Origin of the sequence: Streptomyces sp. Ncost-T10-10d, assembly GCF_900091955.1 — a bacterium.
Lineage (GTDB): Bacteria > Actinomycetota > Actinomycetes > Streptomycetales > Streptomycetaceae > Streptomyces.
In genome coordinates this window covers 206,532-229,618 of record NZ_FMDF01000145.1, presented here as the reverse complement: position 1 = coordinate 229,618, position 23,087 = coordinate 206,532, and the positions used below count along the sequence as shown (strand labels likewise).

Sequence of the window (23,087 nt, the reverse complement as noted above, 5' to 3'; positions counted from 1 at the left end):
CATGATGTCCGCGGGCGCGCCCATGACCGGTGCGGCGCCCGGCGACGGCAGCAGGACGACCTGGTCCGCGTACTGCACCACCCGCTCCAGCCGGTGCTCCGCCATCAGGACCGTCGTACCCAGGTCGTGCACCAGCCGTTGCAGCACGGCGAGGACCTCCTCGGCCGCCGCCGGGTCCAGCGCGGACGTCGGCTCGTCGAGGACCAGGACCTTCGGGTGCGGGGTGAGGACCGAGCCGATCGCGACCCGCTGCTGCTGCCCGCCGGAGAGCGTGGCGATCGGCCGGTCGCGCAGCCCGGCCAGGCCCAGCAGATCGAGGGTCTCCTCGACCCGCCGCCGCATCACATCGGGGGCGAGTCCCAGCGACTCCATCCCGTACGCCAGCTCGTCCTCGACCGTGTCGGTGACGAAGTGGGAGAGCGGGTCCTGGCCCACCGTGCCGACGAGATCGGCGAGTTCGCGTGGTTTGTGCGTACGCGTGTCACGGCCGTCGACCGTGACCCGGCCGCTCAGTGTGCCGCCGGTGAAGTGCGGTACGAGACCGGACACGGCGCCCAGCAGCGTCGACTTGCCCACCCCGGACGGACCGACGAGCAGCACCAACTCGCCCTCGGGAATGGTCAGATCGACCCCACAGAGGGTGGGGCGCTCCGTCCCCTCGTACTGCACCGAGACGTGCTCGAACCGGATCACTGGCTCTCCTTGGAGTTCGGGGTGCCCACCGGGGGCGGCACGGGTGCCACCACCGCGGGGAGCAGCCCGATCAGCACCGCCGCCGCGGGCCACAACGGAAGCACCGGTGCGACCAGCGGTACGACCCCGGGGCGCAGCGCCTCCCCATCGACACCGCCCGCCCAGATCATCGCCACGGCCACCGCGACCCCCGAACCCGCCACCAGCCAGGCCCGCGCGCCCCACCGGTCGGGCCGGTAGCGGGTACGGACCGAGCGGGCCCCACCGAGTCGCAGTCCGGCCATCGCGGCGACGAGCCCGGCGATCAGCAGCGGCAGGCCGTACACCGCACCCTGCGCGGCCAGCAGACCGTACGTACCCGCGCACACCCCGAGCAGCCCGCCGAGCGTGAGGACGTTCGTGGTGTGCCGGACGGCGGGCGGGACCTGTGCGGTGCGCCCGTATCCGCGCGCGTCCATCGAGGCCGCCACCGCGACCGACCGCTCCAACGCGCCCTCCAGGACCGGCAGCCCGATCTGCAGGACCGCCTTGATGCCGCCGGTCGGACGGCCCCGCAGTCGCCGTGCGGTGCGAAGCCGGGCCACATCGGCGACCATGTTCGGCGCGAACGTCATCGCGACGACGACGGCGACCCCCGCCTCGTACAGCGCACCCGGCAGCGACTTCAGCAGTCGGGCCGGGTTGGCGAGCGAGTTCGCCGCACCGACGCAGATCAGCAGGGTGGCCAGCTTCGCCCCGTCGTACAGCGCGAAGACCAGCTGTTCGGCGGTGACCCGGCCACCGATCCTGACGCCCTTCGCCCAGTCGGGCAGCGGCACCTCGGGGAGTGTGAACACCGGATGCGTACCGGGGATCGGCGAGCCGAGAAAGACGGAGAAGACCAGCCGCACACCGATGACGAACAGCCCGATCCTGATGAATGCCCCGTACGAACGGGCCCACGGCGCATCCGTACGGCGTGCCGCGACCACATAGCCCGCCACCCCCACCAGCAGGCCGAGCAGCAGTGGATTGGTGGTCCGGGACGCGGCGGTGGCGAGGCCGAGCGCCCACAGCCACCAGGCCCCGGCGGGCAAGGCGTTGCTCCGGGTCGCCCCGGGGGCGCGCAGCGGGCGGCGCAGCCGGACCGGGCCGGTGGTCGAGGCGGTCATCCGCGGCGGCGGCGGGCCTGCACGACTGCGGCGATGCCGAGAAGAAGAACGGCGCCGACCCCGACCAGCACCCCGGCGGACGGTCCGCCGCCGGAGCCGCCGGAGTCCCCGTCGGCAGCGGAATCGGCCGCGGACGGGGATGCGGACGCGGCAGGCGCCGCGTGACCGTTGTCCGAGAGCTGTTCGCCGCAGCCCGAGGCCGGATAGCCGGATATGGCACAGAGCAGGGCGTCGCTGTTGTAGCGCAGCGGTTTGGCCACCGAGACGAGCGCCTCCGCGGTGCTCGCGTCCGGGGCGACCCGTGCGCACGCGGTGCGCAGCGCGGGCGGAGTCTCGCCGGCCGGGGCGTCCGCCGTCGTGCCCGGGTCGATGACCAGCGCGACCCGCTTGGTGCCGTCCTCGGCCGGGGTGTCCGCGCAGATCTTCGCGAAGCCGGGGGAGCGGCGCGGCTTCGCCGAATCCTGGGAGTCCTCGCTCACCGAGAACCGGAAGCCCTGGACCGCGCCGTCGTCAGGCCGGACCAGGGACGGGCCCTGGGTGGCATACGTCCAGTCGGTGCCGGAGCCCTCCCAGAACGACCAGTACCGGTACCCGGCCGCCTGAGCCGTCCCCGCGCCGAGCGCGGCCAGGACGGCGCCCAGGACCACCAGGAGAGCGGCGGCCCTTCCCGCCCGCCTCACAGCTGCTGGTTCTTCCGGCGGCCGCTGATCAGGAAGCCGGCGCCCGCACCGACGACGAGGCCGATGCCGACGTACCACCACACGCCGCCGATCACGTCGTCCCCGCTGTGGACCTGGTCCTTCTCCGTGGCCACGTACCCGGTGTCGGCGGACGGGTCGGGCGTCGTGACGGCCGCGGGGGTGGGACCGGTCGCGTTCAGCTTGTCGATCAGGTCGACGCCGCCGAAGTCGCGGGCGTCGTCGCCGGTCGCGTGGGCGGCGAGGGCGAGCTGCGCGTAGGCGGCGGGACCGTTCTGCTCGGCCCAGGTCCCGGAGTTCTTCTTCAGCCAGGCCACGGCCTTGGCCGCCTTGTCCTGGTGGCCCGCGGCCGACAGCGCGACGACCGCGTCCGCGGTGTTGCCGAAGTCGGGCTGCGGGGTGGAGTCGGTGGCGCCGGGCATCGGCGCCAGGTCGAGATGACCGCTGGTCGCGAGAGTGTCCGCGAGGAAGTGGGCGCCGTTCTGGGCGGCCTGCTCGGGCGTGAGACCGGACCCCGGGTGGCAGCTGGGCGCCTTGACCGCGGCGTTGTTCCCGACGGCCAGGGCCTTGCCCATCGTGCCGAGCACGGCGGCCGCGGTGGCGTCCGCGTTGGCGGCGAGCTTCCCGGCCTTGTCGGGCTGGTAGGCGAAGGCGCCGCCGTCCTTGCCGCCGCACGGGATCGCGAGCCCCAGCAGTGCGTCGTAGGGGGTCTTGCCGCCCGGGGTCGTGATGTCCGCGATCCGCTGGCCCTGCCGGGCAAGGGCGCCGATCACCAGCGAGGTGGAGTTCGCGTCGCTGGCCCCGCCCGCGGTGTAGCCCCAGCCGCCGTCCTTGTTCTGTACGGACTTCAGCCAGCGCACCGAGTTGTTCACGATGTCCCGGTGCCCGCCCACCTCGACGAGCGCCTGGACGGCGGCCGCGGTGGCATTGGTGTCCAGCACGGTCTTCTCGGTGCACGGCTGGGAGACATCGGGCCGGTACGAGGCGTAGGCGCCGTTGCCGCACTGCTGGGCGATCAGCCAGTCCACCGACTTCGTGGCGGGCGTGACGCCCTCGACCCGCTGGGCGAGGAAGGCCAGCGACTGCCGCCAGACACCGTCGTACGTGGGGTCCTTCGTGCCGTACAGCCCGGAAGGCAGTGCGACGGACGGCGAGGGCGACGGGGACGGCGCTGCGACCGCGACCGGGGCAGCGGCCGCACAGAGCATGGTGGCGGTGGCGGCGAGCGTTGCTGCGCTGCGGCGTACGGTCATGGCGGGCGGGGCCTCTCCTGCGGGGGAACCGGGCACAGGCACGCTCACGCACCAGGCTCCGGCTCCGTATACCTCGACGGTGCCGACCACCGGGGTTCCGGTGGTGCGAGCCGGTCACGACCGCGGACAGGGCATTCCGACTCACCGTCTCCCACGACGGTTCACGGCTGCGTGGTCAGTGCCGGATTTGCACCGGCTTCCCCCTGAACGGGCATGATGACGACTCGCACACTCTACCGGGCGGGTTCGGACGGTCTCCGAGCCGGGAGGAGCGCCGCCCCCGTCCTCCCGCCCACCGGCGCGGGAGTCCCCGTCACACCGCGATGTACGTCACCGGCCCGCTCCCCGCCACCGCCTCCGCGCGCCCCAGCTTCACCAGCCGCCGCAGATGGGCCTCGGCCTCCGAGACGGCGATGTTCCGTGATCCGTGCGGGATCTGCTCCCAGGGCCGGTTCCACTCCATCCGCTCGGCCAGCTGCCACGGCGTCAGCGGGGTCGCCAGCAGCTTGAGCAGCCCGGTCAGCCGCTCCTCGTGATGGTCCAGGAGTTCCTGTACGCGCCCTGCGGCATCCGCGAACGCGTACTGATGGGCGGGCAGTACTTCGGCGACCCCGAGCCTGCCGATGCGCTCCAGTGAGTCGAGGTAGTCCCCGAGAGGGTCGGTCACGGTCGCGTGGTCCGGGTCCTCGTACAGCCCGATGTGCGGGCTGATCCCCGGCAGCAGATGATCCCCGGAGAAGAGCCGGCCGCGGCCCGGCAGATTCCTCGGATGCTCCTCCTCCAGATGCAGGCAGACATGGCCGGGTGTGTGCCCCGGCGTCCAGATGGCCCGCAGTTTGCGGCCGGCCAGACCGAGGAGTTCACCGGGAACGATCTCCCGGTCCGGAAGTGCGGCCCGCAGTCCGGGCAGCGTGCGCATCCGGCCCCCCTTGGCCGCGGCCGCCCGCAACGGCGCCAGGTGCTCCTCGGGCGCACCGACCGCGGTGAGCTTCGCCGAGAGATACGTCAGCCAGGTACCCGGCCGGGACTCACGGGTCCGCCGCACGATCGCGGTGTCCGCCGCATGCATGGCGATCCAGGCCCCGGACGCCTCGCGCACCTGCCCGGAGAGGCCGTGGTGATCGGGGTGATGGTGGGTGATGACCACACCGTGGATGTCGCCGACATCCACACCTGCGGCGGCGAGTCCGGCGTTGAGCGTGTCCCACGCCTCCGGATCGTCCCAGCCCGTGTCGATCAGGACCGGCCCGCGATCGGTGTCGAGGACATGCACAAGGGTGTGACCGAGCGGATTGTCCGGGATGGGGACCTTGATGCTGTGCACGCCGCCGCCGTGGTCGGTCACCTGCGTCATGGGCTCCCCATCTCTCTCCGCGGCCTGGTCGGCGTACCGACGTACGACTGTGCGGTGCGCCGCGCCCACTGTAACGAGAACTTGTTCCAGTAGTAGCCCCGGTCGACCATCTATTCGCTCGGAGGTGCTTCTCGGCTGTGCGGCGGCCCGGGCCGATCGGTCGGCGGCCCGGGTGGGCGCTGTCGCAGCCGTGGACTCCTGGAACTGGAACTGGTATCAGTTCTGACACAGAGTCAGACAATGAGTCGGGTAACGCGCCGGGTCGCGGGAGGCAGCAGCCATGACCGAGCTTGTCGAACACGGAAAACTGTTCATCGGCGGGGAGTTGGTCGATCCGCTGGGCCGGGATGTCATCGAGGTCATCTCCCCGCACACCGAACAGGTCATCGGCCGGGTCCCGCACGCCTGCGAGGCGGATGTGGACCGGGCGGTCGCCGCCGCCCGGCGGGCCTTCGACGAGGGACCCTGGCCGCGGGCGTCCCTCGACGAGCGGATCGAGGTGATCACCCGGATCAAGGACGCGTTCGCCGTACGGTACGAGGAGATCGCCCGGGTCATCAGCTCGGAGAACGGCACCCCGTACACGTCCGGCGTCATGGTGCAGGCGCTTGCCGCGATGATGGTGTGGGACGCGGCGATCACCGTCGCCCGCAGCTTCCCGTACGAGGAGCGGCGGGACGGGGTGCTCGGGCCGCTGCTGGTGCGCCGGGAGCCGGTGGGGGTGGTCGCGGCCGTGGTGCCGTGGAACGTTCCGCAGTTCACCGCCGCCGCCAAGCTCGCGCCCGCGCTGCTGGCCGGCTGCTCCGCCGTGCTCAAGGTCTCGCCCGAATCCCCGCTGGACGCCTACATCCTGGCCGAGATCGCCGCCGAGGCCGGGCTGCCGGAGGGGGTGCTGTCGATCCTTCCCGCCGACCGCGAGGTCAGCGAGTACCTGGTCGGGCATCCGGGCGTCGACAAGGTGTCGTTCACCGGGTCCGTGGCCGCGGGGCGCCGGGTGATGGAGGTCGCCTCGCGCAACCTCACCCGGGTCACGCTGGAGCTGGGCGGGAAGTCCGCCGCCGTGATCCTCCCCGACGCCGATCTGGACACGGCCGTCGCGGGCATCGTCCCCTTCGCCTGGATGATCAACGGCCAGGCGTGCGTGGCCCAGACCCGCATCCTCGTTCCGCGCTCCCGCTACGACGAGATGGCCGAGGCGTTCGCCGCCGCGGCGGGTGCGCTGAAGGTCGGCGACCCGCTCGACCCCGCCACCGAACTCGGCCCCCTCGTCGCGCAGCGCCAGCAGCGGCGCTCGCTCGACTACATCCGGATCGGCCAGCACGAGGGCGCCAAGATCCTTACCGGCGGCGGTCGTCCGGCGTCCCAGGAACGGGGCTGGTACGTCGAGCCGACCCTCTTCGGAGACGTCGACAACTCCATGCGCATCGCCCGCGAGGAGATCTTCGGCCCCGTCATCTGCCTCCTGCCGTACGGCGACGAGGCCGAGGCCGTACGGATCGCCAACGACTCCGACTACGGGCTCAGCGGCAGCGTCTGGACCGCCGACACCGAACGCGGCATCGACATCGCCCGCCGGGTCAGGACGGGCACGTACAGCGTGAACACCTTCAGCCTCGACATGCTCGGCCCGTTCGGTGGCTACAAGAACTCCGGTCTGGGACGGGAGTTCGGCCCCGAGGGATACGCCGAGTACTTCGAGCACAAGATGATCCATCTGCCGGCCGGATACGAGGGGGCGTGATGGGGGACCGCTGGACCGTGGAGGTCGACCGCGGGGTCTGCATCGGTTCCGGGATGTGCGTGAACCATGCCCCGGGCGAATTCGCGCTGGATTCCGCCCGGCAGTCCCACCCGGCAGCCCCGGAGACCGACGTCAATGAGAAGGTCCTCGCCGCGGCCGAGGGATGCCCGGTCGAGGCGATCACGATCACGCTGACCGGATCGGGGGAGGTCGTCTTCCCGCCGGAGGAGTAGCGGGAGGAGCAGACGGGAGGGTGGGGAGGGCGACGGTCAGAAGTCGATCCGCATGACGACCCGCGGTCAGCGGGGCGGGAACGGGGCCAGGCAACGGTCCCATTCGTCCGCCGCCCGCCGCAGTCCTTCAGCGGTGGTCCTGATCTCGATCACGCACGCATCAGAGCTCTTGCCGCCCGCCCGCCATGCAGGCGCTGCTTCGTAGCAGAGGTGCACTCGCAGTGCCCCGGCGCCATCGCCCCCTGCGGCGTGACTGAAGGACAGAACGGGTTCGAGGAAGGAGAGATCCGGCAGTGTGCCCGTCAGCGTCCGTCCGCCCGCGGCCCGCAGCCACGGCGAGATCTGGCGTGCCTCTTCGGTCAGCAGGCATGGGTCGGTGAAGGACCAACTGGCCTCGGGCGTGGTCACCTCGCCTTCGACGACCAGCCAGTTGTCGTCGTACCGGTCGCCGATGACCGCCGGGAACCGGTAGCGCAGCGGGCGCAATTCGATGCGATGTTCCTGATCCGTGAGCAGCACCGCCCAAGGGTGCCACGCACCGTCGCGCACACCAACGTGAATGAATGCGGAACAAGCCGAATGTCAGGCGCCGTGTATCGCAGGCAGGGCTTCACCTCGTACGTGGTCGGCAGCGTTGCGGGCCGGGAAGTTGCCCCGCACATACCCCGGCTCTTCACCGGCTGCAGTCCGCCTACGTCGCGCACCCGCTGTCCGCGATCACGAAGTATCCCGCCGGTGACTCCTTCAGGGTGTGCGTGACGAAGACGTTGTACAGGCCCATGTTCTCGTTCGAGCCGTTGGCGTACACATGGCCGCCCGTGGTGTGCGCCCTTCCCGCGGTCACCTGTGCGTAGTTGGTCGCTGTGAAGCACTGCCCGGCTGTGGAGCCGGTCGTGGTCGCCGTCACCTGGGGCGAGGTGGTGCCGGGCGTGCCCGATCCGTCGATCGCTGCCACCGTGTACCGGTAGGCGGTACCGGCTGTGAGGCCCGTGTCCGTGTACGTCGTGGCGGTGGGGGAGGCGACCTTCGTGCCGTTGCGGTGGACCGCGTACGAGGCGGCGTCCGGGACGGCGTTCCACGACAGTGAAACGCTGTTCGCCGTGACGGCTGTGACCTGCAGGCCGGACGGGGCGGGGAGTTGGCCGCCGCCGGGTGTGCCCTGGTCCAGGCCCCAGAAGACGCCCGTGTAGTACGTCGAGCAGACGGCGTTCAGGAAGTACGCGGCCGTCGTGCCGCACTGGTCGGTGCCCGAGCCGGGGCTCACTGCCAGGCCGTGGCCCATGCCGGAGACGGAGTACGTCTCCACGGCGGGCTTGCCGGAGGCGTCGTTGTAGATGCTGCGTGTCGTGTTGCCGGGGAGGGTGTCCGTGGACGACGGGGTCTGGCCGATGCCCCAGACGTTTGTCCACTGGTCGCGCAGGGCCGTGGCGTTGGCGGGATACACCGTGTAGTCGGACGTGCCCTGCCAGATCGCCACGCGGGGCCAGGGGCCCGAGTAGCCGGGGTAGGAGCCGCGTACCTTGTCGCCCCACTGCGCGGGCGTCAGCTTCTGCGGGCCCGTCTGACAGCCGGACGCGGCCGCCTGGCTCGTCGCGCACTGGGCGGGCAGGCCCGAGGCCACGGAGCCGCCCGCGAACACGTCCGGGTACGCGGCCAGCAGGTCGGCGGTCATGCCGCCGCCCGCCGAGAGGCCGGTGACGTACACCCGGCGGGCGTCCGAGCCGTGACTCTGCTTCGCGTGCTCCACCATCTGCACGATCGAGGCGGCCTCGCCCTTGCCCCTGCTGTCCTCGGCCGGGTCGAACCAGCCGAAGCAGGACAGCGAGTTGTTGGCGGACGTGGTCTGCGGGAAGACCACGGCGAAACCCCACAGATCGGCGTACTTCGACCAGCCCGAGTTCGTGTAGTAGTCGTTGGCCGTCTGCGTACAGCCGTGCAGGGCGATCACCAGCGGTGCGTTCGCGGGCAGACCTGCGGGCGCGTACTCGTACATCTGCAGATTGCCGGGGTTCGTGCCGAAGCCGGTGACCTGCTGCAGCCCTCCGGCGGCAGCGGCCGGCGGGGCGGCCCCCACGGTACTCAGCGTCGCCGCGACGAGGGCGAGAGCGGCCGTGGACGCGACGCGCCGGAGCAGGCGGCGCAGGATCGATGGGCGCACGGGGCCTCCTTGTTCGGAACGTGCGGGCATGCGGACTGCTGCCGGAACCTACGAGTCCGGGCCGCCCCGGCCCATGGCGCGGGCTGACATCCCTCGGGCCCCGCCGGTGTGCGGCGCCGCCCTTGCGCCGCGAGCACCGGCGGGGAGCGGGCGTCGACACCGAGTGCGCTCGAAGATGCGGACTCCCGGCCGGCAACGCCCGCACCCGAGAAGGTCTGTCGGAAGGGAAACAGGTACGGGCCACCGCACGATCGGCACGGACCCGAAGACCTGCCGCGAGGTGAGCGTGTTCTCCCGGACCGCGTCCGGTTGTCCGACTCGGTCCGGCTCCGGCTCGCGCGCCGCGTCGGCGCCCCACTCACCTGCCTGAACGAGGCGCGCTACGGCATCGTGCGGGGCGTCACCGGCTCCGCCCGCTCCATGCCGCAGGCCCGTACACGGGGGCTGCCCGCCATCGGAGCGTAGGTGCGGGACCCGCGACCGGCCTCCTCAGACCTCGACCCCCGTCGCGAGTTCCTGTCGTACCCGTGCCGCGGCGCCGACCGGTACGGCGTCGGCTCCCAGGGCGGCTCTGACCAGCCGGACAGGGTGCCCGCTGACCGGCGGGTCGGCTGCCAGCGATGCCAGGATGAGGGGTTCCAGCAGGGGCCAGGCGCGGCTGACCCCGCCGCCGACCACCACCGTGGTGATGTCCACGACGCCCGCTGTCATCACGATCGCCCGGGCGATCCCGGCACCGGCGGCTTCGTACACCGCGAGGGCGTCCTGGTCACCGCGGTCGGCTGCCTGTGCGACCTCGCGGGCGGTCAGTCGGCGGCCGGTACGGTCCGCGTAACGGGCGCCGATGGAACGGCCGGAGGCCAGGGTCTCCAGATGGCCCCGACCGCCGCACGAGCAGAGCAGATCACCGAAGCCGGGGATGTGCCCGATCTCGCCGGCCGCGCCGTGCGGCCCGGCGAACAGCGCGCCGCCGGTCCACAGCGCGCCGCCGACCCCGGTGCCCAGGGTCATCCCGAGGACGTCCGACTCGCCGCGCACGGCGCCGCCGGACACCTCCCCGTAGAGGAAGGCGTTGACGTCGTTGTCCAGGAACGCCGGGACACCCAGCGCCTCCTCGACGGCGTCCGTCACCGCGAAGCCGGCCCAGCCGGTGAAGGAGTCGCTGGCCACCAGGATGTGGCCGGTGGCGGAGTCCACCACGCCGGCCGCGCCGACCCCGCAACCGGCGAGCCGGCCGGGGGTGCGCTCCAGCAGCGGGGCCAGCGCGCCCAGGGCCGCGTCGATCATGGCCCGGCCGCCGTCGGTCGCCGGGGTCGCCACCTCCGCGCGGTCCAGCACGGTGAGGTCCTCGGCGCAGACCACCACCTGGGTCGTGGTACCGCCGATGTCCACTCCGGCGAAGAGCGTACGGTCACGGAAGCTCATACCTGCGCCTCCGTCCGGCCGGCCGCGAGGGTGGCCAGGCGTTCGGCTCTGCGGCCGCGCTGGATCACCGGGTCGGGCACCGGCACGGCGGCCAGCAGCCGGCGGGTGTAGTCCGTCTCCGGGTGCAGCAGGGTTGCCCCGGTGGGGCCCTGCTCCTCGATCCGGCCGGCCCGCATCACCACGACGCGCTGCGCGAAGTGCTGTACGACGGCCAGATCGTGGGAGACGAAGAGACAGGCGAAGCCCAGCTCGTGCTGGAGCTCGGAGATCACTTCGAGCACCGCCTCCTGCACGCTCACATCGAGCGCGCTGGTGGGCTCGTCGGCGACCAGCAGCCGGGGCTCCAGGACCAGCGCGCGGGCCAGGCTGACCCGCTGGCGCTGTCCGCCGGACAGCTCCCGGGGGGCGCGCCGGGCGAGTTCACGCGGCAGCCGGACCCGGTCGAGAACGTCGGCGACCTTGCTCTGGCGGTCCTTGGCGGAGAGCTCGCGGCGGTGCACCCTGAGCGGCTCGGCGACGCATTCGCCGACCGTCATCCGGGCGTCCAGCGAGGCCACCGGGTCCTGGAGGACCACACCGATACCGGCCCGCAGCGCCCGGCGGGCCCGGGACCGGGTGCGGCCCAGGTCCGTGCCGAACAGCGAGACGGTGCCGGAACTCGGCGGGATCAGACCGAGTGCGACCCGGGACGCGGTCGACTTGCCGGAGCCCGACTCGCCCACCAGGCCCAGGGTCTCCCCGGCGTGTACGGCGAGCGAGACCCCGTCCAGGGCGCGCACGGCACCCTTGCCACGGCCGAACACCACGGAGATGTCGCGGAGTTCGACCACCGGGTCGGTGTCCGGGCGGGCGGCGGCGGGCGCGGCCGGCCGGCCCGCCTCGGCGACCGACAGCCGGGGCACCGCGGCCAGCAGCCGCTTGGTGTAGTCGTGGGACGGGCGCAGCAGTACGTCCTCGACCGGTCCGGTCTCCACGATCTCGCCGTGGTACATCACGGCGACCCGGTCGGCGAAGTCCGCGACCACGCCCATGTTGTGGGTGACCAGCAGGACGCCGGTGCCGGTCTCGACGGCGAGCCGGCGCAGCAGGTCGAGGATCTCGGCCTGCACCGTGACGTCCAGCGCGGTGGTCGGCTCGTCGGCTATCAGCAGGGCCGGTTCGTTGGCGATGGCCATGGCGATGACCACCCGCTGGCGCTGTCCGCCGGAGAGCTGGAAGGGGTAGGCGGTGGCCCGCCTCTCCGGCTCGGGGATGCCGACCTTGCGGAGGAGTTCGACGGCTTCGGCGGCGGCCTCCTTGGCGGAGATCTTGCGGTGGTTGCGGATCACCTCGGCGATCTGCCTGCCGATCCGGGTCAGCGGGTCGAGCGCGGTGGCCGGTTCCTGGAACACCATGGAGACGGTCCGGCCGCGCAGCGCCGCCAGGTCGGCCTCACGGGCACCGACCACCTGGTGGCCGGCGACGGTGGCGCTGCCGGTGGCACGGGCGTTGCCGGCCAGCAGGCCCATCGCGGCCAGCGCGATGGTGGACTTGCCGGAACCCGACTCGCCGACGAGGGCGAGCGTCTCGCCGGGGCGGACGTGCAGGGAGACACCCTGGACGGCCGGTACCTCGCCGGTCTCGGTGGTGAAGACGACACCGAGGTCGTCGAGTTCGAGAATCGGCCCGGCCGGCGGGGCGGCGGAGCCCTGGGTGGCGGTCATCCGCGTCCCCTCACGTCGAATGCGTCGCGGAGTCCGTCCCCGATCGCGTTGAACGCCCACACCACCAGGATGATGGCCAGGCCCGGCGGCAGGATGAGCCACCAGTAGCCGGAGTAGGCGGCGGTGAGACCGGCCGAGAGCATGCCGCCCCAGTCGGTGGCCGGCGGCTGGACACCCAGGCCCAGGTAGGAGACATAGGCGACCAGCAGGATGGCGTCGGCGATCTGGAAGGTGGCCGCGACGATGATGGTCGAGACCGAGTTCGGCAGGATGTGCCGGGTGATCGCCCGGGCGTGCGTCCCGCCGATGGCCCGCAGGGTCAGGACGTAGTCGCGGTTCTTCAGGGTGAGCGTCTCGGCCCTGATCAGCCGGGACGGCACCAGCCAGGAGACGAAGCCCAGGAGGACGATCAGTCCGGTCAGGCCCGGGGTCGTGATGGCGGAGACCACCAGCAGGATGAAGAGTGCCGGGATGGCGATCCCCGCATCCACGATCCGCATCATCACTGCGTCGACCCAGCCGCCCGCGTAGCCGGCGACGGCGCCCCACAGGGTGCCGATCACGGTGGCCAGGATGCCTGCGGCGAGACCGACGATCAGCGACACCTTGCCGCCGTACATCAGCCGGCCCAGCTCGTCGTGGCCGACCGCGTCGGTGCCGAGCCAGTGCGAGCCGCTGGGGGCGAGGTTGACCTGCTGGAGCATCGTGTGGGTCTGGTCGGTGGAGTACACCAGCGGACCGACGAAGCAGAGCAGGAAGAAGAGGACCACGACGCCGAGCCCGACCACGGCGAGCCGGTTGCGCAGGAAGCGCCGGACGGCGAGCCGGGTGCCGGACGCCGTGGCGGCGGCGGTGGCCGTGCCGGGCGCCTGGCCCGGCTGGATGGCGGCGCTCATGCCCGGCCTGCCTTCACTCGGGGGTCGATGATCCGCTGGACGATGTCGGCGAGCAGCGTGCCGACCACCGTGGCGGCCGCGATGACCAGTACGCAGCCCAGCAGCACCGGGTAGTCGGAGGACTGCGCGGCGGTCCAGAAGAGCAGCCCCATACCGGGGTAGTTGAAGAGCTGCTCGACCACCAGGGCGCCGCCGAACAGCACCGGCACGTAGTAGCCGAGCATGGCGACCACCGGCGTCAGCGAGTTGCGGAACACATGCCGCCACAGGATGGCGCGGGAGCGGGAACCGCCGGCCCGCGCCGTCCTGACGTAGTCCTCGGAGAGGTTCTCCAGGGTGGCCGCCCGCATGTAGCGGCTGAACACCGCGATCATCGAGGCGGCACCGGCGACGACCGGCAGCACCAGCGCCTGCGGTTCGGAGAACACCTGGGCGAGCGTGTCCCCCTGCGGGGCCTGGGACGGGAACCACGGCAGCGCCTGGCTGAACACCAGCACCAGGATCAGCCCGAGGAAGTACACGGGCGTGGAGTAGGCGATGAAGCTCAGCGTGGTGATGACGTAGTCGACCGGCTTGTTGCGCCGGACGGCCTGCCACATGCCCAGCGGGATGGCCAGCACGAGGCCGACGATCGCCGACAGGGCGGTGAGGAGCAGGGTCTTGGCCAGCCGCTCGGTGATGAGCTGGGAGACCGGCTCATTGAGGGTGTACGAGGTTCCGAGGTCGCCGTGCAGCAGCTGGTTCAGGTAGTAGAAGTACTGCACGGGAAGGGGCTTGTCGAGGCCCTGCTCGTGGTTGAAGGATGCGATCTGCTGCGCTGTGGCCTGCGGACCGAGGATCCCGCGAGCGGGACCCCCGGGCAGGGCGTGCAGCAGACCGAAGACCACGATCGTCACGATGACGATCACCACGACGGCTTGGAGGACCCGCCTGATCAGGTACGAGGAAGTGCTCATGTGTTTTCCGGTCGCTTCGGCTCAGTGGTACGCGGGGTCACCGGCCGGGCTCACTTGGTCGTCCACTTCCACATGGCGGGGTGGAAGTTGGCGAGCGAGTCCTGGGCGAAGCCGCCCAGCCCCTTCTTGACCACGGAGACCTGGTAGTCCGGCTCCGGCAGCCAGATGACCGGGAGGTCCTTGGCCAGGGCCGCGCTGTACTTCTGCACCGCCTCGTCGGAGGAGGAGGTGGTGGTCTGGGTGATCAGCTTGTCCACGGCGGGGTTGGAGTAGCTGCCGAAGTTGGAGCCGCCGCCGGTGGCGAAGAGCGAGTCACCGCTCGGGTAGGCCGGGAAGTACCAGCTGCCCGCGGTGCCGAAGAACGACAGCTGCCACTTGCAGCCGGCCTGGTCGGCCTTGCACTGGCCGGCCTGCGAGAGGACCGAGTTGACCGGGGCGGTCTTGATGGTGAAGTCGATGCCGGTCTTGGCGAACGACGACTGCAGGGCGCTCATCATGTTGTCGGTCACGGTCGAACCGGACTGCGAGAGCACCTGCATCCGGAACTTGGTGCCCTTGTCCACGCCGGCGCCGCACTGGTTGTCGCCGGTGCCCGGCGCGGTGCACACCATGGTGCCGTTCTGCTCGGTCCAGCCGTGGCCGGTCAGCAGCTGCTTCGCCTTGGCGGTGGAGAACGGGTACGGGTTGTTCTTCTGCTCCGACGAGACGAAGGACGAGCTCTGGCCCTGCGGGATCGGGCCGTAGGTGGAGACCGCGGTGCCGTTGAAGACGACCTTGGAGAGGGTGGTCTGATCCACAGACATCTGGATCGCCTGGCGGGCGTAGAGCTGCTTGAACACCGCGCCCATGGCGGGGTTGTTGAAGTTGTAGGGCATGTAGGTGATGGCCCAGCCGGACCACGGCTTCACCGTGTAGCCCTTTGCGGCGAAGGACGACTCCTGGCTGAGGTTGGTCGCGTTGATGTAGCCGTAGTCGACCGTGCCTGCCCGGAGCGCGTTCTCCTCGGCGTCCGTGGTGGTGAACGGCAGCAGGTTCACGGTCTTGATGTTGGCCTTGCCGCCGCCGTCGTACTTGGCGTTGGCCACCAGCTGGACCTTGCCGGCCGTGGAGAACGACTTGATGGTGTACGGGCCGCTGACCGTCTTCCAGAGCGGGTCGGTGGCGTAACCGGAGATCTTCTTGGCGGCGTCGTTCAGGTACGCCCAGACCTTCTTGGCGTCCGCGGCGGTGCGGTCGAGGTCCGACACCGTGCCCGAGTCGCTGGTCTTGTCCCAGACGTGCTGCGGCATCGGGCGGATCATGCTCAACTCGTTGGCGAGCATCCACTGCTGGTTGTACGCCTGATCGAAGGTGATGGTGAAGTGCGTGTCGTCGACGACCTTCAGCGAGGTCCAGTTGTCCGGCGCCTTGCCCGGGCTGTAGCTGGCCCAGTCGGCCTTGTTGGCCTTGACCAGGTTGAACCAGAACTCCACGTCGCGGGAGGTGATCTGCTTGCCGTCGCTCCAGTGCCGGTCGCCGAGCGTGATCGTGACGCTCTTGCTGTCCTTGGCGAAGTCGGCGGCGGTGGCGAGCGAGTTGTCCTTGTTCCAGCCGACCTTGCCGGTGGAGCCGTCGTACGCGATCAGCGGCTCCCAGAGGGACTGGGATATGGAGGAGTTGTTGGTGTTCAGGTGCGCGGCGGTGCCGACCGGGAGGATCCAGTTCGGCGTGAAGTTGGCCGGCAGCGCGTAGTTGATGGTGTCCGACGAGCCGGAGGCGGACGACGAGGTACCGCCCCCGGAACAACCGGTCAGCAGAGCACCCGCGGTGACAGCGGCGCCCGCGACAAGGGCCCAGCGGCGGCTGTTCGCCGTGTGAGCAAGGAACATGACTCTCCTCAGAGTGAAAGGACCCGTATGTCCGGGACCGGCACTGCGTTCACGACAGCTAACGCCGGACACACTGAAGAAACAAACAAGAATTAGTAAAAAGTAAGTTACTGCGCCTCCGGAAAAAGCCCTCCTGTCTCGATTACCTCTCCCCATTGGGGGGATTTGGGTGGATTGAATAGGTTTCAGCTGGGGGCTACTTCCTTCGTGAAGCTGTTCCCCCGCGCCGAGCGCGGGCGTATTGTCCTCGCCACACACACAGTTGCGGAAGTTACTTCGTACATGACTGAAATAAGTGCATGGGACCGCAGGGCCGCAAAAGGCACTCCAGCCCTCGCCGCGCGGGTCCTGGAACTCGTCGCATCGGGCCAGGCCTCGTCACGCGCCGAACTCGCCGGACTGCTGGGGGCCGCCGCCTCCACCATCTCTCTCACCGTGGCCCATCTGGTGGAGCGCGGGCTGATCGCCGAGGAGGGCACCCAGTCCTCCACCGGCGGGCGCCCCCGCAAAGTGCTGAGACTGGGAAGCAACGACGAGTTCGCGGTCGCCGCAGACCTCGGCGGCCGACACGCCCGGATCGGTGTGGTGCTGCCCGGCGGCGGTCTGACCGATGTCTCGACCGTCCCCTTCGTGATCGCCGACGGCCCCGAGGCGGCTCTGCCCCGGCTCGCCGAAACCCTGGAGGCGCTGGCCGAGCAGCGCGGACGTGGCCGGCTGCGCGGGGTCGGGCTCTCGCTGCCCGGGCCGGTGGACATCGCGTCGGGGTCGGTCGTCCTGCCGTCGCGGATGCCGGGCTGGAACCGTTTCCCGGTCACCTCCTGGCTGGAGGAACGCTTCGGCGTCCCGGCCGCCGTGGACAACGACGCCAACTGCATGGCGGTCGGCGAGCACACCGTACGGCCCGCCGGGCACCGGCAGACGATCATGGTGAAGATCGGCTCCGCGATCGGCGCCGGCGTCATCGTCGACGGGCGCCTCTACCGGGGCGGCACCGGCGCGGCCGGTGACATCACCCATATCCGGATCGACGCCGGCGCCGACATCCCCTGCTCCTGCGGCAACACCGGCTGCCTGGAAACCGTGGCGTCCGGCGCCGCCCTGGTTCGCATCCTGCGCGAGCGCGGGGCCGACGTCAGCAGCCCCGAGGACGTGGCCCGGCTGGCCATGGACGCCGACCCGGAGGCCACCCGCGCGGTCCGCAGGGCCGGCGACTACCTCGGCCAAGTGCTCGCCGCCAACGTCAACTTCTTCAATCCGGACGCCGTCTACCTCGGCGGCATCCTCTCCACCCTGGAACCGTTCGTCGCCGCCGTGCGCAGCCAGCTCTACGAGAGCTGCCACCCGCTCGTCACCGAACACCTCACCATCGAGCGGGCCAGCCTCGGCGCCGACGCCGGACTGGTCGGCGCCGGGCAGTTCGCCCTGCAGCGCTCCCTGGCCCGCGCCCTGAGCGAGGCCGGCGCCGCCGGCCAATTCCGCGCCCCCGCGCCCCGTCACGTCTGACGCCCCACCCCTACGAGGAGCCATGTCGCAATCCCGCACCGCCGCAGCCCGCCCGGTCATCGCCATCGCCGGACTCGGCATCGAGTCGTCCACCTTCTCTCCCGCCCGCACCCAGGCCCCCGCCTTCCACCCCTCGCGTGGCGCCGAAGTGCTGGACCGCTACCCCTTCCTGGCCCCCGGTGAGGAACTGCGCGAGGCGGCCGACTGGCACGGCGCCCTGGTCGGCAAGTCGCTGCCGGGCGGCACCGTCACCGCCGCCGCCTGGGCCGAGCTGACCGACGAGCTGATCGAACGGCTCGCCGCGCTGCCCCGGCCGGACGGCCTCTGGTTCGACATCCACGGCGCGATGACCGTGGAGGGCATCGACGACGCCGAGGCGGTGCTGCTGGAGCGCATCCGTGCCACCGTCGGCCCCGACGTGATCATCTCCACCTCGATGGACCTGCACGGCAACGTCTCCCGCGAACTCGCCCACGGCAGCGACCTGATCACCTGCTACCGGATGGCACCGCACGAGGACCACATGGAGACCAAGGAGCGGGCCGTCCGCAATCTGGTGGACCTGCTGGCCTCCGGCGCGCCCCGCCCGGTCAAGGCATGGGTGCCGGTGCCGGTGCTGCTGGCCGGCGAGCAGACCTCCACCCGGATCGAGCCGGCGAGGAGCGTGTACGCGGCTGTTGACGAGGTCGAGGCCATGGACGGTGTGATCGACGCCGCGATATGGGTCGGCTACGCCTGGGCCGACGAACCGCGCAACCGGGCCGTGGTGGTGGTCACCGGCACCGACCGGGCCGCCGTCTCGGCCGGTGCCGAGCGCCTGGCCGAGGGCTTCTGGAAGGCCCGCGACGACTTCGACTTCGTCGCCCCGACCGGCACCTTCGACGGCATCCTGGACGAGGCCCTGGACTCCGACCAGCGCCCGTACTTCATCAGCGACACCGGGGACAACCCGACCGCCGGCGGAGCCGGCGACGTGACCTGGGGCCTGACCCGGCTGCTGACCCGCCCGGAGTTCCAGAAGGACGACGGCCCGACCGTCATCTACGCCTCGGTGCCGGGACCGGCTGCCGTCGAGACCGCAGTCGCCGCCGGTGTCGGCGCCACCGTCACGGTCACCGCCGGTGCCGAGGTGGACGACCGGCACGCGGGCCCGGTCACCCTGACCGGCACGGTGCATGCCATCCGGCACGGCGACCGCGACGCCGAGACCGAGGTCGTCATCCGGGTCGGCAGCGTGTACGCGATCCTCACCGAGCTGCGCAAGCCCTACCACCACGAGCACGACTTCACCGACCTGGACCTCGACCCGCGCGGCGCCGACATCGTGATCGTGAAGATCGGCTACCTGGAGCCCGAACTCTTCGACATGTCGGTCGGCTGGAAGATGGCGCTCACCCCCGGCGGTGTGGACCAGGACCTGGTACGCCTGGGCCACCACCGCATCCGCCGCCCGATGTTCCCCTTCGACCGCGAGATGGCCGACCCGGATCTGTCGGCCCGCATCATCCCCGCCTCCGACCAGCCGCTGACCGGGGACGACGAGTGACCGCACGCCCCGCCCTGGAGATCGCCGTCACCTCACCGGCCGGCGCCCGCGTCGCCCGGGAGCACGGCGCCGACCGCGTCGAGCTCTGCGCCGCCCTGGAGCTGGGCGGCCTGACCCCGTCGGCAGCCCTGGTGGAGGCGGTCGCCGTGGAAGGGCTGCCGGTGCAGGTGCTGGTCAGGTGCCGGCCCGGCGACTTCGTCCATGACGCGGAGGAGATCGCGCTCATGGCCGCCGAGGTGCGGTCCGTCATCGCCTCCGGTGCCTCCGGCGTGGTGATCGGCGCGCTGACCGCCGACGGCGCCCTGGACACTGTGGCGGTCGCCCGGCTCGCCGAAGCGGCCCGCGCCCCGGGCCGCCCGGTGGACATCACCCTGCACCGCGCCATCGACCAGTCCGCCGACCCGGTGGCCACCGCCGCACTGCTGCCGTCACTCGGTCTCACCCGGGTCCTCACCTCGGGCGGCGCTCCCGCCGCGGCCGACGGGCTGGCGGCGATCGCCGCGATGGCCGCCGCCGCACCCGGGGTGCAGGTGATGGCCGGCGGCGGCGTGCGCCCCGCCGACATCCCGGCCCTGATCTCGGCCGGCGTCGCCGCTGTCCACCTCTCCGCCAAGGCCAGGGCGCTGCCCCGGCGCGGCGGAAAGTGGATACCGCTCGGCGCCGGGGGCGCGTCGGCCGAGCAGGACACCCACTTCGTCACCGACCCCGAAGTGGTGGCCGAGGCACGACGGGCGGTGGAGGCGGCGGGCTGACCTCGGACCGGGGCACGAGCCGGCGGTACCCGACGGACTCGCCCTGCCCCCTTCTCGGCAGGGGCCCCGGCACCGTGCTCCTCGGTCGCGCGGCCGGACGAGAGCCCGGCCGCGGTGGACCCGGAGCCGGCCGCGGAGCAGCGGGCGGCGCCGGACGCGGCCCGCTGACGGCCCGGGACCGGACCCGCACCATGTACGCCGCCACCATGCCGACGTGCGACGGTGTGTGCACCGACCCCGTGTGACGAGGGCCTCGGTCTCCTTACGGTGACGACCATGGAGACTCCTCAGAGCCCGGACCACGGGCCCGCCCAGCAGGCCGCCCCGCCCACCGTCCCGCCGCCCGCCGCAGGTCCCTCGCCGTCGACCGCGGAACGGCTCCTCGCCGGGCGCACCGCCCTGGTGACCGGCGCCGCCAGCGGTATCGGGCGGGCCTGCGCACAGGCCCTGGCCGCCGCGGGCGCCCATGTCCATGTGGTGGACAAGGCCGCAGACGCCGCGAAGAGCCTGGCGGACGCGATCGGCGGGACGGCGTGGGTGGTCGATCTCTCCGACCCGGACGCGGTGGACACGCTGCCCGCCGACGTGGACGTCGTGGTCAACAACGCAGGGCTCCAGCACGTCGCCCCCGTGCACGCATTCCCGCCGGACCGCTTCGCACTGATCCAGCGCGTCATGGTGGAGGCCCCGTTCCGCATCTTGCGCCGGACCCTGCCGGGCATGTACGAACGCGGCTGGGGACGCGTGGTCAACATCTCGTCCGTGCACGGCCTGCGGGCCAGCCCCTACAAGTCGGCCTATGTGACGGCAAAGCACGCACTGGAGGGACTCAGCAAGGTGGTCGCGCTCGAAGCGGCGGAGCACGGGGTGACGAGCAACTGCGTCAGCCCCGGGTACGTACGCACCCCCCTGGTCGAGAACCAGATCGCGGACCAGGCCCGTACCCACGGCATCTCCGAGGAGGAAGTGGTGGGCCGGGTCATGCTGGAACGCAGCGCGATCAAGCGACTGATCGAACCCGACGACGTCGCCGAGGCCGTGCTGTGGCTGTGCGGACCGCGTACCGGGCACATCACCGGCACCTCGCTCTCCATGGACGGCGGCTGGACCGCCAACTGATCACCCGACCCCTACGAACTGGCCGCCCATGTCTGAACCGTCCGCCTCCGCCGCGCCCCATCTGCGGCGCCTCCTCGACCTGCTGGCCGACGACGCCCCCGCCGAGGCGCTGGGCGCTGTCTCCTCGCAGGCGCGGGCCGCCGGTGTGCCCGCGGGCGATCTGGCGGAGGTGGAGCGGGCCACCGCCACCGCCCTGCGGATCAGGGGCGTCCTGCGGCAGCACCGGCGCCGCGAACTCCAGCTCACCGCGCTCTTCGACACCGCGGGCGACCTGGCCGCATCCCGCGACCTGGACGACGTGCTGAAGGCGATCGTCCGCCGCGCCAGAATGCTGCTCGGCACGGACACGGCGTATCTCACGCTCCCCGACGAGGAGGCGGGGGACACCTATATGCGGGTCACCGACGGGTCGGTGTCGGTGCTCTTCCAGCGATTGCGGCTGGAGCTCGGTCATGGGCTCGGCGGTCTGGTGGCGCAGACCGCGAGCCCGTACGCGACCCCCGACTACCGCACAGACGACCGCTTCCACCACACCCGCAACATCAACGCCGGGGTGCTGGACGAGGGGCTCGTGGCCATCCTGGGTGTGCCCCTGCTTCTCGGCTCAAGCCGCGGCGGTACGGGAAAGGTCATCGGCGTCCTCTTCGCGGCCGACCGTGCCCCCCGCGTCTTCAGCCCCGACGAGGTCGCCCTGCTGTGCTCGCTCGCCGCACATGCCGCGATCGCCATCGACACCGCCCGCGCGCTCGCCGACACCCGGTCCGCGCTGGACGAACTGGCCGAGACCAACGCCGAACTGGCCGAGGCCAATGCGGCCGTACGGGCCCACTCGGCGGCGATGGCGCGCGCCGAGGAGTCCCACGACCGGCTGACCGATCTGGTCCTGCGCGGCCGTGACGTCAAGGATGTCGCCGCGGCGGTCGCGGGGCTGCTGGACTCCCCGCTCACCATTCACGACCCGGGCGGGCGGCCCCTGGCGGCGGTCCGGCCCGACGGTGCGGACTTCGCCGCCGACAGCATGGACGCCGGGTGGCTGGCCGAGACCGCGGAGGAGTCCCGTACGGGCGCCCGCGCCGTGCACCGCGACGGCCGGTGGATCTGCGCGGTCCTCGCCGGACGGGAACTCCTGGCCGGTCTGGTCCTGCACCGGCGCGAACAGCTCGACGACTCCGACCGGCGGCTGTTCGAGCGGGCCTCGGTGGTCACCGGACTCCTTCTGCTGCTGCGGCGCACGGTCGCCGAGACCGAGAACCGGATCCGCGGAGAGCTGATCACCGACCTGCTGACCGACGCGGACCGGGACCCGGCCGGACTCGCCGAACGCGGCCGACGCCTCGGCATCGACCTCGACCGTCCGCATCTGCTGCTGGTGGCCGAGGGCGGAGCGCGGGAGAGGCTGGCCCCTGCCGCGATGCGCTATCTGTTCGGCGGGGACATCCACGGGGTGAGCGCCGAACACGCGGGGAACGTGGTGCTGTTGATAGAGGCCGACGACCCCGGACCGGCTGCCGGTGACGCGGCACGCGCGGCGGCGGCCCAGCTCGGCCAGTTGACCCAGGCTCCCGTCACCGTCGCCGCCACCGGGCCGGCCCGCGGCGCCCGGGAGCTGGCCTCCGCATACGGGGAGGCCGCCCGCTGCCTGCGCGCCATGCGGGTCCTCGGGCGTGCGGGGGAAGGTGCGTGCGTCGACGAACTCGGCTTCCTGGGCGTGGTGTTGGGCAACGCTCAGGACGTCGACGGCTTCGTCACGGCGACACTGGGGCCGCTGCTGGAGTACGACGCGCAGCGCGGCACGCATCTCGTGCGTACGCTCGGTGCCTATTTCGGGTCCGGGGGCAGCCTCATCCGCGCCAAGGACGAACTTCACGTGCACGTCAACACGGTGGTGCAGCGGCTGGACCGGGTGCAGGTGCTGCTGGGGCGGGACTGGAACGAGCCCGGGCGGGCGTTGGAGCTGCAACTCGCCTTGCGGTTGCATTTGTTGGCGGGCGGCCGGGAGCGGTAGAGGCCGTCCGGCCGCCCGGGGGTGCGTTCCGGT

At 71.7% G+C, this 23,087-nt stretch carries 20 protein-coding genes and 1 riboswitch; of the genes, 8 read left to right on the top strand and 12 right to left on the bottom strand.

Features of this window, described 5'->3' with window-relative positions; genetic code table 11:
• From GA0115254_RS26105 to GA0115254_RS26085, 5 genes are all read right to left on the bottom strand, one after another.
• Positions 1 to 693, bottom strand: a 693-nt coding sequence (locus tag GA0115254_RS26105; RefSeq protein WP_141720907.1) for an ABC transporter ATP-binding protein, incomplete at its 3' end; no start/stop codon positions are given.
• On the bottom strand, positions 690 to 1,844 hold the full coding sequence (locus GA0115254_RS26100) for a cobalt ABC transporter permease (RefSeq protein ID WP_093897718.1): 1,155 nt from the start codon (positions 1,842 to 1,844) through the stop codon (positions 690 to 692). The genes GA0115254_RS26105 and GA0115254_RS26100, both read right to left, overlap by 4 nt.
• On the bottom strand, positions 1,841 to 2,524 hold the full coding sequence (locus tag GA0115254_RS26095; protein WP_093897717.1) for an SCO2322 family protein: 684 nt from the start codon (positions 2,522 to 2,524) through the stop codon (positions 1,841 to 1,843). The genes GA0115254_RS26100 and GA0115254_RS26095 overlap by 4 nt, the downstream gene beginning before the upstream one ends.
• Positions 2,521 to 3,795 carry a prenyltransferase/squalene oxidase repeat-containing protein gene (locus GA0115254_RS26090; protein ID WP_093897716.1) on the bottom strand — a complete coding sequence of 425 codons (1,275 nt, stop codon included), beginning with the start codon at positions 3,793 to 3,795 and terminating at the stop codon, positions 2,521 to 2,523. Before GA0115254_RS26090 ends, GA0115254_RS26095 begins: the two co-directional genes overlap by 4 nt.
• Before the next feature lie 107 nt (positions 3,796 to 3,902).
• Positions 3,903 to 4,038, bottom strand: a riboswitch (cobalamin riboswitch).
• A gap of 70 nt (positions 4,039 to 4,108) precedes the next feature.
• On the bottom strand, positions 4,109 to 5,149 hold the full coding sequence (locus GA0115254_RS26085; RefSeq protein ID WP_093897715.1) for an MBL fold metallo-hydrolase: 1,041 nt from the start codon (positions 5,147 to 5,149) through the stop codon (positions 4,109 to 4,111).
• A gap of 280 nt (positions 5,150 to 5,429) precedes the next feature.
• Here GA0115254_RS26085 and GA0115254_RS26080 point away from each other — a divergent pair, with 280 nt between their 5' ends.
• Together GA0115254_RS26080 and GA0115254_RS26075 are read left to right on the top strand one after the other, a co-directional pair.
• Positions 5,430 to 6,890, top strand: coding sequence for an aldehyde dehydrogenase (locus GA0115254_RS26080; RefSeq protein WP_093897714.1), 1,461 nt, complete (start codon positions 5,430 to 5,432; stop codon positions 6,888 to 6,890).
• The gene (locus GA0115254_RS26075; RefSeq protein ID WP_093897713.1) at positions 6,890 to 7,123 is read left to right on the top strand and encodes a ferredoxin; all 234 of its coding nucleotides are present in this window, start codon (positions 6,890 to 6,892) and stop codon (positions 7,121 to 7,123) included. The genes GA0115254_RS26080 and GA0115254_RS26075 overlap by 1 nt, the downstream gene beginning before the upstream one ends.
• Before the next feature lie 66 nt (positions 7,124 to 7,189).
• Here the strand turns inward: GA0115254_RS26075 and GA0115254_RS26070 are convergent, their stop codons facing one another.
• Together GA0115254_RS26070 and GA0115254_RS26065 are read right to left on the bottom strand one after the other, a co-directional pair.
• On the bottom strand, positions 7,190 to 7,642 hold the full coding sequence (locus tag GA0115254_RS26070) for a WapI family immunity protein (RefSeq protein WP_093897712.1): 453 nt from the start codon (positions 7,640 to 7,642) through the stop codon (positions 7,190 to 7,192).
• A gap of 172 nt (positions 7,643 to 7,814) precedes the next feature.
• Positions 7,815 to 9,281, bottom strand: coding sequence for an extracellular catalytic domain type 1 short-chain-length polyhydroxyalkanoate depolymerase (locus GA0115254_RS26065; RefSeq protein ID WP_093897711.1), 1,467 nt, complete (start codon positions 9,279 to 9,281; stop codon positions 7,815 to 7,817).
• A 309-nt stretch (positions 9,282 to 9,590) separates the two neighbouring features.
• Here GA0115254_RS26065 and GA0115254_RS43365 point away from each other — a divergent pair, with 309 nt between their 5' ends.
• Positions 9,591 to 9,746: a hypothetical protein gene (locus GA0115254_RS43365; protein ID WP_176740288.1), complete on the top strand. Its 156-nt coding sequence runs from the start codon at positions 9,591 to 9,593 to the stop codon at positions 9,744 to 9,746.
• Between the two features lie 24 nt (positions 9,747 to 9,770).
• Here GA0115254_RS43365 and GA0115254_RS26055 read toward each other — a convergent pair whose 3' ends face one another.
• The 5 genes from GA0115254_RS26055 to GA0115254_RS26035 are packed head-to-tail and all read right to left on the bottom strand — an operon-like array spanning position 9,771 to position 16,129.
• Positions 9,771 to 10,706 carry an ROK family protein gene (locus GA0115254_RS26055; RefSeq protein ID WP_093897709.1) on the bottom strand — a complete coding sequence of 312 codons (936 nt, stop codon included), beginning with the start codon at positions 10,704 to 10,706 and terminating at the stop codon, positions 9,771 to 9,773.
• Positions 10,703 to 12,409: a dipeptide ABC transporter ATP-binding protein gene (locus tag GA0115254_RS26050; RefSeq protein ID WP_093897708.1), complete on the bottom strand. Its 1,707-nt coding sequence runs from the start codon at positions 12,407 to 12,409 to the stop codon at positions 10,703 to 10,705. Before GA0115254_RS26050 ends, GA0115254_RS26055 begins: the two co-directional genes overlap by 4 nt.
• On the bottom strand, positions 12,406 to 13,305 hold the full coding sequence (locus GA0115254_RS26045; RefSeq protein ID WP_093897707.1) for an ABC transporter permease: 900 nt from the start codon (positions 13,303 to 13,305) through the stop codon (positions 12,406 to 12,408). Before GA0115254_RS26045 ends, GA0115254_RS26050 begins: the two co-directional genes overlap by 4 nt.
• Positions 13,302 to 14,261, bottom strand: coding sequence for an ABC transporter permease (locus tag GA0115254_RS26040; protein ID WP_093897706.1), 960 nt, complete (start codon positions 14,259 to 14,261; stop codon positions 13,302 to 13,304). The genes GA0115254_RS26045 and GA0115254_RS26040 overlap by 4 nt, the downstream gene beginning before the upstream one ends.
• Before the next feature lie 50 nt (positions 14,262 to 14,311).
• On the bottom strand, positions 14,312 to 16,129 hold the full coding sequence (locus GA0115254_RS26035; protein WP_093897705.1) for a peptide ABC transporter substrate-binding protein: 1,818 nt from the start codon (positions 16,127 to 16,129) through the stop codon (positions 14,312 to 14,314).
• A 282-nt stretch (positions 16,130 to 16,411) separates the two neighbouring features.
• Here GA0115254_RS26035 and GA0115254_RS26030 point away from each other — a divergent pair, with 282 nt between their 5' ends.
• The 5 genes from GA0115254_RS26030 (at position 16,412) to GA0115254_RS26010 (ending at position 23,054) form a co-directional block, all read left to right on the top strand.
• Positions 16,412 to 17,632, top strand: a complete 1,221-nt coding sequence (locus GA0115254_RS26030) for an ROK family transcriptional regulator (protein WP_093897704.1) — start codon at positions 16,412 to 16,414, stop codon at positions 17,630 to 17,632.
• Between the two features lie 22 nt (positions 17,633 to 17,654).
• Positions 17,655 to 19,178: a M81 family metallopeptidase gene (locus tag GA0115254_RS26025; protein ID WP_093897703.1), complete on the top strand. Its 1,524-nt coding sequence runs from the start codon at positions 17,655 to 17,657 to the stop codon at positions 19,176 to 19,178.
• Positions 19,175 to 19,930 carry a copper homeostasis protein CutC gene (locus GA0115254_RS26020; RefSeq protein ID WP_093897702.1) on the top strand — a complete coding sequence of 252 codons (756 nt, stop codon included), beginning with the start codon at positions 19,175 to 19,177 and terminating at the stop codon, positions 19,928 to 19,930. The genes GA0115254_RS26025 and GA0115254_RS26020 overlap by 4 nt, the downstream gene beginning before the upstream one ends.
• Before the next feature lie 276 nt (positions 19,931 to 20,206).
• Positions 20,207 to 21,049 (top strand): 3-hydroxybutyrate dehydrogenase, encoded by an 843-nt coding sequence (locus tag GA0115254_RS26015; RefSeq protein ID WP_093897701.1) that lies wholly within the window; start codon positions 20,207 to 20,209, stop codon positions 21,047 to 21,049.
• Positions 21,050 to 21,077: 28 nt separating this feature from the next.
• Positions 21,078 to 23,054: a helix-turn-helix domain-containing protein gene (locus GA0115254_RS26010; protein WP_093897700.1), complete on the top strand. Its 1,977-nt coding sequence runs from the start codon at positions 21,078 to 21,080 to the stop codon at positions 23,052 to 23,054.
• Positions 23,055 to 23,087: the final 33 nt, after the last annotated feature.